A 15,686-nucleotide genomic window follows, 5' to 3' on the forward strand; every position below is an offset into this window, starting at 1 on the left:
GGTGTAACTGGAGCAACGGGAGCCGACGGAGTGACAGGGGCAACGGGAGCCGATGGGGTGACTGGAGCGACGGGAGCGGCAGGTGTAACTGGAGCAACGGGAGCCGACGGAGTGACTGGAGCAACGGGAGCCGATGGAGCGACTGGAGCAACGGGAGCAGATGGAGCCACTGGGGCAACAGGAGCAGATGGAGCGACTGGAGCAACGGGAGCAGCTGGAGTGACTGGAGCAACGGGAGCAGATGGAGCGACTGGAGCTACGGGAGCGGCAGGTGTAACTGGAGCAACGGGAGCCGATGGGGTGACTGGAGCAACGGGAGCCGATGGAGCGACTGGAGCAACAGGGGCAGACGGAGCGACTGGAGCAACAGGAGCGGCTGGAGTGACCGGAGCAACGGGAGTAGCTGGAGTGACTGGAGCGACGGGAGTAGCTGGAGTGACTGGAGCGACGGGAGCAGCTGGAGTGACAGGAGCAACGGGAGCGGCTGGAGTGACAGGAGCAACGGGAGCAGCTGGAGTGACTGGTGCAACCGGAGCTGATGGAGCGACTGGAGCAACAGGGGCAGACGGAGCGACTGGAGCAACAGGAGCGGCTGGAGTGACAGGAGCAACGGGAGTAGCTGGAGTGACTGGAGCGACGGGAGTAGCTGGAGTGACTGGAGCGACGGGAGCAGCTGGAGTGACAGGAGCAACGGGGGCGGCTGGAGTGACTGGTGCAACGGGAGCAGCTGGAGTGACTGGTGCAACAGGAGTAGCTGGAGTGACCGGAGCGACAGGAGCAACCGGTCCGAACATTCAAGCTGAGGGATTCTCTGCGTTCCTATCAGCTTTGTCAGTTTCTACTTCTTCCCAACTGACTGGATGGTCTGTGGCTTCCCCTTTCTATTCTGATCCTTCCTTTAACCCCGTTACGGGAAATTACACAGTTCCGACAACGGGTAGATATTCTATTGAAGCGACCATTAACTATTCCACAACTGCCTCAATCTCAATTAGTCTTGGTAGTGGGATTAATCCAGCTTTCGTAGTTCAGAGAACTTCTCCTACTTCAACAAATCTGGTAAGTGGATTATTCCCTGTGTTGGATGTGAATGTTGCGCTTATTCTAGATTTGAGAGCTATTTTGGGAAGTGGGACTGTAACGCTGGTTGGAGAATTTGCACTAACAGCAGGTGACGTTATTGGCTTGTTCTATGTTTCTAATGGCTTGACGGTTCCTTTGAATCTGGGCGGTGCCAATACTTCGGGTATAGTTTGGTCTGTTCATGAATTGACGTAAATTTATCTCTGAGTTTGATTGTGAAAAGAGAGGATGCTCAGTAGCCGTAAGGATGGCTTCCTGAGCTATCCTCTGTTTTGTTAACGGGACAAGTTGTGGGCAGAACGGAGTAATGCTCCTGAGATTTACAGTCTATGAATATTAATAGATTTCCAGCCCCTTTTAAACGTATTCAATATATATAGTAGTAGCTTTTGATGGATGTCCACACATTAATACGAGATAAGAATATTACTATTAAGAGCCAAAAATTTCACTCTTAAAAATATAATAGGCTCATTGTTAGCGAATTTAGAGTAGATCGGAGGAATGCAGGACAATCTTGTTGTAGGCAATCTATTTTAAAATAAAAGGAGTTGAGAACTTGAGTTATTTATCTACTGGTCCTATAGAAAACAATTTGGTAAACGGTGAAAGACCCACTCAGCTTGTTACTATTAAACTTGTTAATCAGAGTGATGTCACTACATCGTTGATTCAAGTCGAAGGATATTATATGAACGGTACAAGAACACTATATGTTAGTGAGCTTTATACTGTGGGACCTAATGAAGTATTAACGAAAGATTATTATGCGAATTTTGATTCATTCGAATTTGTATTCACAACTCCTATTCTATTAGACGATCCAATTCAAGTCTCAGTTTGGGGGAAAAGCAGCACAGGCCAATTAGTGGCTGCTCATCGGCTTGTCTACTCTGAATTGTATGGTGAAAATATAGGTTATTCAGGAGCTACTGGAGCCACAGGAGACACTGGTGCGACGGGAAGTACAGGTGCGACCGGAGCAGCAGGAAGTACTGGCGTAACTGGGGCAACGGGGACAGCTGGAGCAACAGGAACAGCAGGAGCAACTGGAGCAACGGGAATAGCAGGTGTAACTGGAGCCACAGGAAGCGCAGGCGTGACTGGAGCAACAGGAAGTGCAGGTGTAACCGGGGCGACCGGGCCGGCTGGTTCAGGTGCAATCATTCCTTATGCTTCGGGCCTACCTGTAGCTATGACAACTGTATTGGGAGGCGTACTGAATACTTCGAGTATCATAGGATTCGGAAGTAGTGCAACAAATATAAGTGTTACTGGCGGTACGATAGATCTTACAGGTGCGGCTGGAACCTTGTTGAACTTTGCATTCTCCGTTCCACGTACGGGAACGATTACCTCTTTAGCGGCCTATTTCAGCACAACAGCTGCACTTAGTTTATTGGGTTCTACATTATCAATAACAGCTCGTTTATTTAGTTCTTCTACACCTAACAATACCTTTACAGCAATACCTGGGGCTACAGTAACATTAACTCCTTCCCTTCAAGGAACACTTGCTATCGGCACGATTAGCACGGGAACAACCACAGGTTTGAGTATCCCTGTGACTCTTGGAGAACGCTTATTATTAGTCTTTAGTGCATCAGTCATAGATGGAGTTGACGTTGCGACAACCATTGCCGGGTACGGTAGTGCTGGAGTTACCATCGTATAATGATGAATACAGAAATAGGGATATCCCAAAAGCCGTATGGTCAGAGGATATCCCTTTATTTAGATCATTAGAATCTCTCGGATGTCTTGTTCTGTAAGCGTAGATAACCCTTCCTGACCTGGCTGAATTACCTCATCGATCAAGTTCCTTTTCTTCTGTTGTAGCTCATACATTTTGTCTTCCACAGTACCTTGGGTGACGAGCCGAATGACTTGAACTACTTTTCTCTGTCCGATTCGGTGAGCCCGATCTGCAGCTTGCTGTTCGACGGCAGGGTTCCACCATAGATCGTATAGAATGACAGTGTCTGCTCCTGTTAAGTTGAGTCCGGTTCCGCCAGCTTTTAAGGAGATCAGGAAAATATCCCGCTCCCCTTCATTAAATTGATTACATAAATCTACGCGCTGAGACACAGGCGTTTGACCGTCTAGGTAAAAATATGGAATACCTTGATAGCCGAGTTCACGTCCAATCAAACCGAGCATTTCTGTGAACTGGGAGAATACTAGCATTCGTTTACCTGAACTGCGGCATTCCTCTATGATTTCAAACAGCTGCTCGAACTTGGCAGAGCTTCCTTCATACCCATCCACAAATAGAGCAGGGTGACAGCATAGCTGGCGCAGACGGGTGAGTCCAGCAAGGATTTTAATCCGATTATTATTACCGAAGCTATCCTGGGTCAGATGCTTAAGCGCCTCTTTTTTCAAACGGGCGAGATAAGCGACATATAACTTCTTCTGCTCAGGGAACAGCTCACAGGCTTGGAGTGATTCGATTTTCTCAGGCAATTCTTTTAATACATCACTCTTTAAGCGCCGCAGCAAAAAGGGTCGTGCCCGTTTAGCGATAGTTTCCCTCGGCAAATCGTGAAAAGCCTTCTTACCTGGAAACAACCCGGGAAACACAGTGCCGAAGATGGACCAAAGATCTTCTAGCGCGTTCTCCACAGGAGTCCCAGTAAGTGCAAAACGATGCCGGGCTTGAAGAGCCATAACTGCTTGAGCGGTCTGCGTCGTATGGTTCTTTATGGTTTGCGCTTCATCGAGAATCAGGGTATGAAAAGATTTCTTAGCATACAACTGAACATCTCTGCGAAGCAGCGGGTAAGAGGTGATGATTACATCCGCCTTCGCTGCATTTTTTAAAATTCGACCGCGTTCCGTTAAGCTTCCATCTGCAATAACAGCCTTAATCTCAGGCGTGAACTTTTTAAGCTCATTATGCCAGTTGTAGGTGAGAGAGGCAGGAGCGACAATAAGAGCGGGCAGACCACTCTGACGAATATCCGGAAGCTCAGAGAGCAGAAAAGCGATACTCTGCAGCGTTTTGCCAAGACCCATATCATCCGCTAAAATCCCCCCGAAACGGTAATGGGCCAGCGTCTTCAGCCACTGAAATCCATACTGCTGATAATCCCGGAGCACAGGAGCCAGACTCTCTGGTATAGGGAAGTCAAGGTTCTCAGGATTGTGCATATTCGCAAGTAACCTTTTAAAGGATCTGCTCAGTTTGACTGAGTCACTTTGAGAATCGGAAGAGGTTAAGTGTAACCCACGAACGACTGGTAAAGAAAATTGCGCACCTTTAATCTCACCTTCTCGGATGCCCATCTCGTTCATAAAGGTGATGATTTCTTGGAGCTCCTCGCTCTCCAGCGGTAGCAGTGCCCCTTCGGGCAAGCGGTAGTATTTACGTTTATCCTGAAGTGATTTTAAGACCATCACAATCTCAGATTCGGGAATACCACCCATGTCGAATTTAAAATCAAGCCAGTCGGTTTTCTCATTCCAACTAATACTCACTTTTGGTGGCGTGGTTCCCGTGAATAGTCTTTCTTTGACAGCGGTGGTCGCATAGACCGTTAATAGTGGTTCAAGCAACGGAATCGTGTGGTATAAAAAATCGTACTCACCGTCCTCATCCGTCATAATATACCCGCCTTCGGTTTTGACGAAGGATTCATGCTCCATCAGCTCCAGAATTCGGGCCTCTCCTTCACCGTCGCGTATAAGAATCAAGTCCGTACCGCGAATATGGGCTTTTTCGTCTAAAGGATTGATGATAATGTCACCATACTGAAACTCTAACCCGGCGAGCAGTCGATCTCTCACGCGGTCCAGATAGAGCCTGGCTATAAGCTTATGTTGCACAATTCGATCAGCAATAGATTCGGCAATATGCACGTTTCCCAGTTTTTTCAGACCAGGAATAACCTTGTCCATAAAAGGCTCCATTTGTTCGGGGGCAATATCGATGCCATCTCGACGAGAGGATTCCAGCATTTTTTTCATCTCAGATAGGCGCATGCATTCCTGAGCAGTTAGCTTCAACAGCTTACCTTCAGACAGCACGAGTCCGTAATCTTCCAGAACTGAGATCTGCTCCAGTCCTTGAATATCCAGATGGTAGCCTTCGCCTTCGGCTTGTTCGAACGCAAAGCTAAGGGGCGGTGCTTCATTAGACATATGAATGCCTTCATACAACACCTCTTCTTGTTGCAGATATACCGACTGAACCTCTGAAAGTGCGGGCTGAAGCGTCTCCCAGAAAAAAGGAGGGATAGCCAGCAGGCGATCTCCCCCCAGGTTGCCACCATATGGAGAGTAGTTAGTGACGTTATCGCGATACATTTTTTCATTTAAGATAATTTCAATTAGCTTCTGAAGAACGATGTTATCTTCCTTCCGAAAGCTGTGAATGGCAGGGTCATAGACGAAATGCTTAGAGAATTCGAAGGTTTCTCCACGATGTACACGTTCCAGAAAACCTCTTATTCTATGAACGACATATAGTCGTTTCGAGCCGATTTTCATTTCTATTCCCAGCATGGTAGTGCTATAGCTGTAAGTGAATGGCTTGCAGATGAACTCGACATTTAAAGGGATCCTATTATCTACAAAAGCCCCAGTACCGCTCGGACGCGGCTTATGGTTACTGAACATGCCTAGCAGGCTGCTCACAAGATGCTGGTCTCTGGACCTTCCTCCCATGTCTCGCGTAGAATCCGTAACATTACGTGGGGTTAAGACTCCAGTATCTTCAATAGTAGAATGGCTGGAAGTTCCGGTACGGTCTGGCCGTTCTCCAGCAGTTTCAAGGGCATCAATGCTGATCAGTACGGCTGCGATATGTTTGCAGAAAGGCCCTCCATGCGTGTAAGCAGGACAAGTACATTCTGCCGTGACATCACCGTCGATATCGATGACAATCATGACTTCGTAGCCAATGCCCCCTTGAACGAACGCTTCATAACGAGAGCGGGGCAGATCTGGGATGGATTCATTACGTTCTTCAACATCTATTATATCGACGCTTCCAGACTGGTAATAAGCCAATCCTTTTTCAAAAATAGACTTGCCGCACAGCAGCTTAATTACCCGTTCTGTCACACTAAAGCCCATAACATAATTCCTTCCTCGTAACTTGTTCTTCGAAAAGTCCGATTATTATATAGTCCTTATGATAACAGAACGGGCGTGCGCATCAAATAGGGGCTGCTACTCCACTAATCCCGTGCATAATAAAACGGATCGTCAGGTTAATCTCTTCCTCATCGTTCCAGTCCTTCTCCGGTTGTAGCAGCAGGCGATTAAGCAAATACCCACCAATGGATGAAATAGTGAAACGTAGAATAGCGGGTGTGGGTAATTCAATGACTTCACCTTTTGCCTTGAAGTGTTCAACAATTTCGATGACGCGCTCCAGCACCTTGCTTAGAATATTTTCTGCGAACTGCTCTCTGAGCAACGGTTGGAAAGGAATCTCCTGTATCAGAATCTTTAGCATTTTAAAATTTCTACGGGCGAACTCCAGACGATTGACGATAAATGACCGTAGGAATTCTTCGAAACTATCATAGGGAACATCGAGTACCCCGTTGAAATTCCGCAGTACAAAAGGAGCGAGCATACGACTCATGGTGGGGCCAATGATGGAGAGCAGTAAATCTTTTTTTGTTTTGTAATATCGGAAAATCGTACCCTCTGCTACGCCTGCCTTTTGAGCAATTTCACTAGTCGCAGCAGCAGCGTAACCTTTTTCGGAGAACACCTCAATCGCCGCATGCAAAATGGAAATCTGCTTCGATGTCAGTTTATCCTCTTCACTTATGGCCAGCAGCTCTTCAATCCACTGCTCTTCTATATTTTGTTCCGTAGAATCATATTCTTTCATTACAATTATCCTCCAAACTTGGTTCATTCCGTTCAACCGATGAAAGTTCTTAGTGAGGCTACATTTTCCGGTGTTTGCGCAGTGCCAATACATTCAGCACCATGAATAATAGTGAGAATCCGATCAGTACATAGACATCCAGAGCGATGGAATTCCATCCTTTGCCACGGATCATGATGTTCATAAGCGCTTCTGATCCATAATAAATTGGGGTTGCGTAGCCGATGCGCTGTAGCCATAGCGGTAGGGTGTCGAGTGGGAACAGTCCGCTGAGGAAAACTTGTGGCACGATAATAAGCGGGATGAACTGAATCATCTGTAGCTCGTTGGCTGCAAAAGCAGATAGTAGCGTGCCCAGCGTCAGTGCAGTCATTGACAGGAGTAAGGTGATCAGCATTACGTAACCAAAGCTTCCCGTCATCATAATGCCAAGAATCTGAATGGAAAACCACGAGATCAATAGCGCTTGGAATATGGTAAAAATGCCGAAGCCACATACATACCCGAGTACAATCTCCCATCTTTTTAAAGGGGTGGAAAGTAAACGTTCAAGGGTGCCTGTAGTCCGCTCTCGCAGGAAAGAAACACCGGCAATCAGGAATACGAAAAAGAAAACAAATACACCAATCATAATCGGACCGAAGCGGTCAATCGTCTTCATATTCTCAGAACCGTATAAGTAGCTGATCTGGGGCTGTAATTGCAGCTGTTCCTCTGTACTTGGAAGGAGCTTCTGAGAAAGCTTTTGAAGCGTCATAATTACCGCCTTGTTGGCTGTAGGATTACTACCCTCTAACAACACTTGAGGGATGACTCCTGAATTCCCTACGTTTCCGTTCAAAGTGATCAAAGCGTCAATCTTTCCTTCTACTAGAGCACTTTTCCCTAGCTCTTCGCTGGCATACTCTTTAATTGTGGTATTTTCTTCTTTTAACGCAGCTGAGATATTTAGTGGCACACCGGATACTCCGATTTTTGGCTCATAGGCGTCCCCGTTGAAGACCAAGCTCATTAAACTTAGAACGATAAGCGGTGCAATGAACATTAAGGCCATCGTTCTTTTATCATGAATAAATTGTCGCAAAATCCTTAAGGTGATCGCTCGGATTCTCATGAACGGACACCTCCATAATATAGAAAGGCTTCTTCAATAGAAGCTGAGCCAGTGGCTTCAAGCAGTCCGGCAGGTGTGTCGGCGGCAAGCAGCTTGCCATCACGGATCATTCCAAGGCGATCACATTTCTCAGCTTCATCCATGACATGCGTAGTGAGTACAATCGTGGTACCTTTCTCGTTCAGAGCTTTTAGTTCTTTCCAGATGGATAGTCGGAGTACAGGATCGATACCAACTGTTGGTTCATCAAGAAGAAGTAGCGGAGGCTCATGGAGCAGCGCAATCGCCAGGGATAGGCGGCGTTTCATTCCGCCAGAGTATTGATCTACTCTTTTGCGCAGATGCTCCTGAAGATCTACTAGTTCCATAACAGCTTTGATGCGTTTGCCGCGCTCCGCACCCTTTAGTCCATATAGCGCAGCGAAGAACTCCAGATTTTCTTTTGCGCTGAGTTCTGTATATAGGGCGTCAGATTGAGCCATGTATCCAATTTGCTGCAGCAGGGATAACTTAGGCATAGTGACACCAAGCACTTTTACCTCACCTGAGGTCACCACATCGATACCTGTAAGCAGCTTTACTAGCGTTGTTTTTCCGGAGCCAGAGGGTCCTAGTATGCCGAAGGTTTCCGCACGCTCCACTTGAAGTGAAATATCTTCGAGCACCTGTTTGTCTCCAAAGGCTTTACTAACATGGCTCACTGAAATGACTGGAACTTCCGAACCCATATTCATCTCCTCGATTCTGAATAGTCTGGGATACAAAGTGGTGTTACTGAGTGCTCTGCACAACAATAATGAGTGAGCGCTCACTCATTATTGTGCTCCGGAATCCAGTAAATGTAAAGTGCTAGATTTCCGCTACTTGAAACTAACTTACAATTAGGTGTAAATCGCAAAGTAGCGGCATTTTTGCACAAGATGCGAATACCTGCTCACGAACCAACTTGATATGATGTTAATAAGGAATACAGCTGGGATGTTCGACAACTCAATGATGCAAATGCCATTGCTTCCGAAATTGATTAGGCGTTGTGCCGAAATGGGTTTTGAACAATTTGCAAAAATGAGAGCAATTTGTGATCCCCACTTCCTCGGCGATGTGCGCAACCGTGTATTTGCTTGAAGTCAGAAGATGAACGGCTTCCTGCATTCTTTTGACCGTTAAATAATCGGAAATACTGCTGCCTGTACATTCCTTGAACAAGTGGGATAAATGATGGGGTGAAAGATGTAGATCCTTGCTCATTTGATCAAGCCGCAAAGGTTCCTTGTAATGCAACTGCAGCCATTCCATAATACGTTCTGCCTGATGTGGTTTACGAAGCAATTGTTCCATGGAGGCCGGCTTCTGCTGTGTATCCCAAAGCGGCTTTAACGTACGTAGGAACGTGATGAGAAACAATGAGACCTCTTCCATGAAATCATTTTTGTGCAAAGTTGGAAGCGCTTTATCCAGATCCTTCAAAAGAGCCATCAGGGATTGCAGGTCCTGCTGTTCATACCATCGAGGTGAGGCAGAATTGCCGCTGTGAATATGATTGAAAAAGCTTTGTAGGATGGGCCACTTTTCAAAATAAGCTTTAAATATGCTGGGCTCATAATGCACGATCGAACGCACGAACGGAACCGCCTCATTAATTTCAATTTGAATATGATGCAGTTGATACGGCTGGAAAATACAAATCATCCCTGGCTTTATTTCATAGCTATTTTGATCAATAATCAGCGTCCCTTTACCTTCATGAACAATAAGAATTTCAACACCCTGATGAGCATGGAATGTACCTTGATAGTCGTCTGTATTTGTACTTGTTCTTTTATATACAAAATAGAGTTGGAACGGTTGTAAGTCCTGCTGCTCATGGTACGTCACATTCGTGTTCCTCCTATTAGTAGGGATGCGGATAACCTATTGTTTACAAAAGTATAAGAGAACCATTGCACAGCTAGCAACATCTAGATTAAAAAGTCTTACTCACTAATGGAGGACACCGAATTATGGCAGAACAACAGACAGAATTACATAACGCAGGGTATAAAGCTTGGCTCGAATATCCATATATTCAATCGAGTGCAGTAAGAGAGTGCTATTCTCCTTGGTGCTATAACATTTTGACAGTCAAACAAGATCATCCAGTGATCAAAAGTGCTGTGCAAGAACTAACACGTGGCATACAAGGAATGCTGGATATAGAAGCTACCATTGCTGAATCTCAGGATAAAGAAAAACAAGCTTGTATTGCAATCGGTACGTTTGATAGTAATCATCCGTTGATTACGCATACCTTTAGCGAGGCTACAAGGACAGCAATTGGATCAGAAGGATATGCCATTCGAGCAAACACGGAGAAGGACTGTATTGCAATTGGTGCTTCCACACCCGTGGGTTTACTGTACGGTGTATTTGCATTCCTACGCTTGCTTGGAACGGGTCAATCGATTAAGGCGTTGGATATGTTGGATCAGCCGGTAAATACGCTCCGCATGATGAATCAATGGGATAACATCGATGGAAGCATCGAACGTGGTTACGCAGGGAAGTCCATATTCTACTCAGACAACGAAATCACTAAGGACTTTGATCGATTGGAAGATTATGCGAGAATGCTCGCTTCGATAGGAATCAATGCGATTGCTATAAACAATGTCAATGTACATCGGTTTGAAACGATGTTTATTACAGAGCGCTATCTGCCTGATATCGCGAGGATTGCCGATATCTTCCGTAACTACGGGGTGAAGCTATTCCTAAGTATTAACTATGCTAGCCCGATCGAAATCGGTGGATTGAATACAGCTGATCCGTTAGATTCTGATGTACGCCAATGGTGGAAGGCAAAGGCGGTAGAAATTTATAAATTGATTCCAGATTTCGGCGGTTTCCTCGTAAAAGCTGATTCAGAGAATCGTCCAGGTCCATTCACTTATGATCGTGATCATGCAGAAGGTTCGAACATGCTGGCTGAAGCTTTATTGCCTTTCGGGGGAATCGTCATCTGGCGCTGCTTCGTTTACAATTGCAAACAGGATTGGCGGGATCGCTCCACCGATCGTGCACGTGCGGCATATGATCACTTTAAACCGCTAGATGGTCGATTCATGGATAATGTTATTTTGCAGGTGAAGAATGGACCGATGGATTTTCAAGTACGGGAAGGTGTGTCTCCGTTGTTCGGTGCCATGAAGCATACGAATATGATGATTGAATTTCAGGTTACACAGGAATACACAGGCCAACAGCGTCATGTCTGCTACCTCATTCCTCAATGGAAGGAAGTTCTTGATTTTAATACTTACGCAACGGATTCGGAGTCATCGGTGAAACGGGTCGTCGATGGATCCATGTACGGTTATAAATATAGCGGCTTCGCTGCTGTTTCGAATATTGGTAATGATCATAACTGGACGGGGCATTTATTAGCGCAGGCCAATCTGTATGGTTACGGTCGTCTCGCTTGGAATCCGGAATTAAGTGCAGAGCAAATCGCGAAGGAATGGATTATGCTCACATTCGGTGCAGAGGATGAGCAGTTAATAGTCACGATTCGTGAGATCTTGTTAACCTCTTGGCATATCTATGAATCTTATACTTCGCCGCTTGGCGTAGGCTGGATGGTCAATCCAGATCATCATTACGGTCCAAATGTGGATGGATATGAGTATTCGAAATGGGGAACGTATCATTTTGCAGACTTACAAGGGATTGGTGTAGACCGGACAATGAAGACGGGTACGGGTTATGTTGCTCAGTATCAAGGAGCGAATGTAGATTTGTATGAATCGGTAGCTACTTGTCCAGATGAGCTATTACTGTTCTTTCATCATGTACCGTATACGCATACTCTTAAATCTGGTAAAACGGTCATCCAGCATATTTATGATACGCATTTTGTTGGCGTGGATCGCGCAGCAGGGCTGAAAGAGAAGTGGGAATCCCTTGAGGGAAAAATGGACGATAGCAGGTATGGGGAGGTGGCAGACCGTCTGCATGAACAGGCACTACATGCCCGCGAGTGGAGAGATATCATCAATACGTATTTCTATCGTAAAAGCGGTATCCCAGACCAGCATCAACGCACAATATACTAAATATTAGCAATAGGAGGAGTGTGTCCAGCAGGGCCACTCCTTCTATTGCTCCATCCCTTTGTTTCATAATCCTATGAGAAGAAAGGAAGATACACCTTGAATCAGAAAAGATTATTTAATGAGGGCTGGGAATTCGCCAAAAGTACTTTAGAAGTGACGAATGCTGAGTCCTTGGATTTCCATCCCGTCGATCTCCCACATGATTGGTTGATTTATAACACGTTAGACTTATATGAGAATAGTGTTGGCTGGTATCGAAAGTATTTTATAAATACGAAGAACGATGAGCAGCTATTGCTGTGTTTTGATGGTATTTATATGGACTCCACGATTTATGTGAATCATCAATGGGTTGGGGAGTGGAAATACGGTTATTCTTCCTTTGAATACGAGATTACAGATATGCTCATAGACGGGGAAAATGAAATTCTAGTGAAGGTTGTGCATCAGAGTCCGAATAGTAGATGGTATTCAGGAGCGGGTATCTATCGGAATGTATGGCTCAAGACAAGAGATTGCAATCATATCGTGACAGATGGAACTTACATTCATACGGTACAAAATAATGACGTTTGGCGAGTGGAGATCGACACCGACCTAAACATAACAGAAGATATGCGGCTTTCCCAAACCATTCTTCATAAGGATCGAGTGATAAAGACCTGTGTTGAGAAAATCTCGGCTGGAGATCAAACACAAGTTACCTCACGTGTAAGTAAGGTGCTGACTGTAGAGAATCCTTTATTATGGAGCCCCGGTGAGCCGCATTTATATCAGCTAAAAACGGAATTGCAGCATAAGGCACCTGATCAGGGCTCTGATGAAGTGTGGACAACAATAGAAGAAGTAACACAGTGTATAGGCTTTCGAACGATTGTACTGGATCCGCAAGAGGGAATGCTTCTGAATGGGGTAAAGATTAAGCTTAACGGAGTTTGTGAGCATCATGATCTTGGAGCATTGGGTTCGGCGTTTCATACAGCACCATTGAGAAGAAGACTTGAGATCTTAAAGGACATGGGTGTAAATGCAATACGCACCGCTCATAATATGCCTGCTGCAGAGCTTATGGATCTGGCGGACGAAATGGGGCTGCTTGTGGTTTCAGAAGCCTTTGATATGTGGGAGCGATCGAAGACCACATATGATTACGCAAGATTTTTCAAGGATTGGGCGTTAAAAGATGTGAGATGCTGGGTCATGCGAGATCGTAATCATCCGAGCTTGTTAATGTGGAGTATTGGCAATGAAATTTATGATACGCATGCTGACAAGCGAGGGCAAGAATTGACGAGCATGTTGATGGAAGCCGTGCTTCAATATGATCCGAGAGGCAACGGGAAAGTAACCATTGGATCGAACTATATGCCATGGGAGAATGCTCAGAAATGTGCGGACATCGTAAAGGTGGCAGGCTACAATTATGCGGAAAAATATTACCATCAGCATCACGCGGAACATCCTGACTGGATTATCTATGGTAGTGAAACCGCCTCTATTGTGCAGAGCAGGGGAATATATCATTTTCCATTCGAGCAATCCATCCTAGCTGATGACGATGAGCAGTGCTCTGCACTAGGTAATAGCTCTACAAGCTGGGGAGCGAAGTCAGCAGAAGCGTGTATTATCGCGGAGCGAGATGCAGCGTTCTCATTAGGGCAATTTATATGGACGGGTTTTGATTATATTGGTGAACCTACACCGTATCATACGAAGAGTTCGTATTTTGGGCAGATTGATACAGCGACCTTTAAAAAGGATTCATATTACATCTATCAATCGGCTTGGACAAATTACAAGGAGCATCCCATGGTGCATATTTTTCCCTATTGGGATTTCAATCCCGGTCAAATGATCGATGTTCGAGTCTGCTCGAATGCTCCCAAGATAGAATTGCAGTTTAATGGTGAGACTGTTGGGACCTATGAAATCGATCATGTGCATGGAACACAGCTAGCGGGCTGGTGGAAGATTCCTTATGAACCAGGCGAGCTTAGGGCAATCGCTTATGATGAGGCTGGCCAAATCATTGCAGTAGACATCAGGAAATCGTTCGGTGATGCGAGTCGAATCTGCTTAAAGGCTGATAAGGGTACACTCCTTGCGAACGGAACTGATTTAATCTTCGTCGAAATTACGATGAACGATGAGCGCGGTAATGCCGTTGAGAATGCAAATAATCGCGTTCAGGTTCAGGTGGGCGGAGCAGGCCGTTTGATCGGTTTAGATAATGGAGACAGCACGGACTATGATCCATACAAAGGAAGGAGTAGACGCTTGTTCAGCGGCAAGCTTATGGCGATTGTTGCTGCGAGTTTAGAAGCAGGTACGATAACAGTTGAGGTTACCTCGAAAGGTGTAGTAGGTAGTAAGCTACAGCTTCAATCGCTCCCTGTGGCAGATCGTGGAATAGGCATTTCAGCTAACACTAGAAATCTAGAGTTGCCCTGTGTAATGGGAAATGTAGAAGAAATTCCTTTACGAAAGATAGAAATTATAAGTTATTCTGGACAACAGTTTAATGAAAATAGAAGAGAAATGAATGTACACGCCATCCTTTACCCTAAAGACACTTCCTATACTGAAGTGGAGTGGAGTATTGTAAATGATGCAGGGATTGAGTCCAATCTAGCGCGGCTCGAACAACTGGGACAAGAAGCCAAGATCACGGCGTTAGGAGATGGGAGTTTCCGCGTTCGCTGTATGAGTAAGAACGGTACGGAAAAGACAAAGCTGATTTCACAGTTGGAATTTACAGCGAGCGGTCTGGGGACGGCTTACAAGGATCCGTATGGATTTATATCTGGTGGTCTATATGACGAGGTTAAAGGCGAAGTCGGAAACGGAAATGAACGAGGCGTAGCTACGAGTCGAGATGGTGAGACGCAGGTTGCTTATCGCGAGATTGACTTTGGAACTTACGGCTCGGATTTGATAACGATTCCCCTATTCGCATTGTCTAGCGAAGCCTACGAGCTCCAGATTTGGGAAGGCATGCCGGACGAAGAGAATAGTGAGCTTTTGGCAGACGTTATTTATCAGAAGGAATCGCAATGGAATGTTTATCAGGAGGCAACTTATCTATTATCTAAGAGACTCACGGGTATCAGCTCTATTTGTTTTGTATTACAGAAGAAGGTGCACATTAAAGGCTTCTCATTTGTGAAAAAGAACCGAGCGTTCGAGCAGAATAGGGCTGTGGATTGTGATCGCATTTATGGTGATACGTTCACCATCGCGGAACAGGGTGTTGAAGGAATCGGGAATAACGTATCTCTCGTGTTCGAGCAGATGGATTTTACGACGGAAGGTACTTCAAAGCTTGTCATTTGTGGGAGATCTCCGATCGATAAGAACACCATTCATCTTCGCTTCGAAGAGGGTGAAGCATCTAACAATCAACTGATCGAATTTACACAGTCAGATGGATATGTAGAGCGAGTATTTGAGTTGGAGAAAGTGACAGAGGAGCAGAAGGTAACGTTTATCTTCTTGCCTGGAAGTCAGTTCGATTTCGGTTGGTTTCGGTTTGAATGATCGATTGTCC

The 15,686-nt window shown here is 45.5% G+C and carries 8 protein-coding genes and 1 pseudogene; 4 read left to right on the forward strand and 5 right to left on the reverse strand.

Features of this window, described 5'->3' with window-relative positions; translation table 11 throughout:
- Positions 1-1,278, forward strand: a pseudogene (locus PAENI_RS15870) (collagen-like protein); the annotation flags it as partial.
- A gap of 364 nt (positions 1,279-1,642) precedes the next feature.
- Positions 1,643-2,758 carry an exosporium glycoprotein BclB-related protein gene (locus PAENI_RS15875; protein WP_316502824.1) on the forward strand — a complete coding sequence of 372 codons (1,116 nt, stop codon included), beginning with the start codon at positions 1,643-1,645 and terminating at the stop codon, positions 2,756-2,758.
- A gap of 59 nt (positions 2,759-2,817) precedes the next feature.
- Here PAENI_RS15875 and PAENI_RS15880 read toward each other — a convergent pair whose 3' ends face one another.
- The 5 genes from PAENI_RS15880 to PAENI_RS15900 form a co-directional block, all read right to left on the reverse strand.
- Positions 2,818-6,162 (reverse strand): DEAD/DEAH box helicase, encoded by a 3,345-nt coding sequence (locus tag PAENI_RS15880; RefSeq protein WP_149645956.1) that lies wholly within the window; start codon positions 6,160-6,162, stop codon positions 2,818-2,820.
- A gap of 82 nt (positions 6,163-6,244) precedes the next feature.
- Positions 6,245-6,934 (reverse strand): TetR/AcrR family transcriptional regulator, encoded by a 690-nt coding sequence (locus PAENI_RS15885; RefSeq protein WP_149645957.1) that lies wholly within the window; start codon positions 6,932-6,934, stop codon positions 6,245-6,247.
- 58 nt (positions 6,935-6,992) lie between these two features.
- Entirely contained in the window at positions 6,993-8,048 is a 1,056-nt protein-coding gene (locus PAENI_RS15890; protein WP_149645958.1) for an ABC transporter permease, read from the reverse strand.
- Positions 8,045-8,776 carry an ABC transporter ATP-binding protein gene (locus PAENI_RS15895; RefSeq protein ID WP_188114590.1) on the reverse strand — a complete coding sequence of 244 codons (732 nt, stop codon included), beginning with the start codon at positions 8,774-8,776 and terminating at the stop codon, positions 8,045-8,047. Before PAENI_RS15895 ends, PAENI_RS15890 begins: the two co-directional genes overlap by 4 nt.
- A gap of 262 nt (positions 8,777-9,038) precedes the next feature.
- The gene (locus PAENI_RS15900; RefSeq protein WP_149645959.1) at positions 9,039-9,923 is read right to left on the reverse strand and encodes a helix-turn-helix domain-containing protein; all 885 of its coding nucleotides are present in this window, start codon (positions 9,921-9,923) and stop codon (positions 9,039-9,041) included.
- A gap of 125 nt (positions 9,924-10,048) precedes the next feature.
- Here PAENI_RS15900 and PAENI_RS15905 point away from each other — a divergent pair, with 125 nt between their 5' ends.
- On the forward strand, positions 10,049-12,139 hold the full coding sequence (locus PAENI_RS15905) for an alpha-glucuronidase family glycosyl hydrolase (protein WP_149645960.1): 2,091 nt from the start codon (positions 10,049-10,051) through the stop codon (positions 12,137-12,139).
- A 96-nt stretch (positions 12,140-12,235) separates the two neighbouring features.
- Positions 12,236-15,676: a glycoside hydrolase family 2 TIM barrel-domain containing protein gene (locus PAENI_RS15910; protein ID WP_149645961.1), complete on the forward strand. Its 3,441-nt coding sequence runs from the start codon at positions 12,236-12,238 to the stop codon at positions 15,674-15,676.
- The last annotated feature ends 10 nt before the right edge of the window (positions 15,677-15,686 follow it).

The sequence above is a fragment of the Paenibacillus sp. B2(2019) genome, from assembly GCF_008370385.1.
Taxonomy (GTDB): domain Bacteria; phylum Bacillota; class Bacilli; order Paenibacillales; family Paenibacillaceae; genus Paenibacillus_AQ.

Coding starts and splice junctions, on each gene's coding strand:
- PAENI_RS15880 (WP_149645956.1), bottom strand. CDS start 6,162: ATGGGCTTTAGTGTGACAGAACGGGTAATTAAGCTGCTGTGCGGCAAG.
- PAENI_RS15885 (WP_149645957.1), bottom strand. CDS start 6,934: ATGAAAGAATATGATTCTACGGAACAAAATATAGAAGAGCAGTGGATT.
- PAENI_RS15890 (WP_149645958.1), bottom strand. CDS start 8,048: ATGAGAATCCGAGCGATCACCTTAAGGATTTTGCGACAATTTATTCAT.
- PAENI_RS15895 (WP_188114590.1), bottom strand. CDS start 8,776: ATGGGTTCGGAAGTTCCAGTCATTTCAGTGAGCCATGTTAGTAAAGCC.
- PAENI_RS15905 (WP_149645960.1), top strand. CDS start 10,049: ATGGCAGAACAACAGACAGAATTACATAACGCAGGGTATAAAGCTTGG.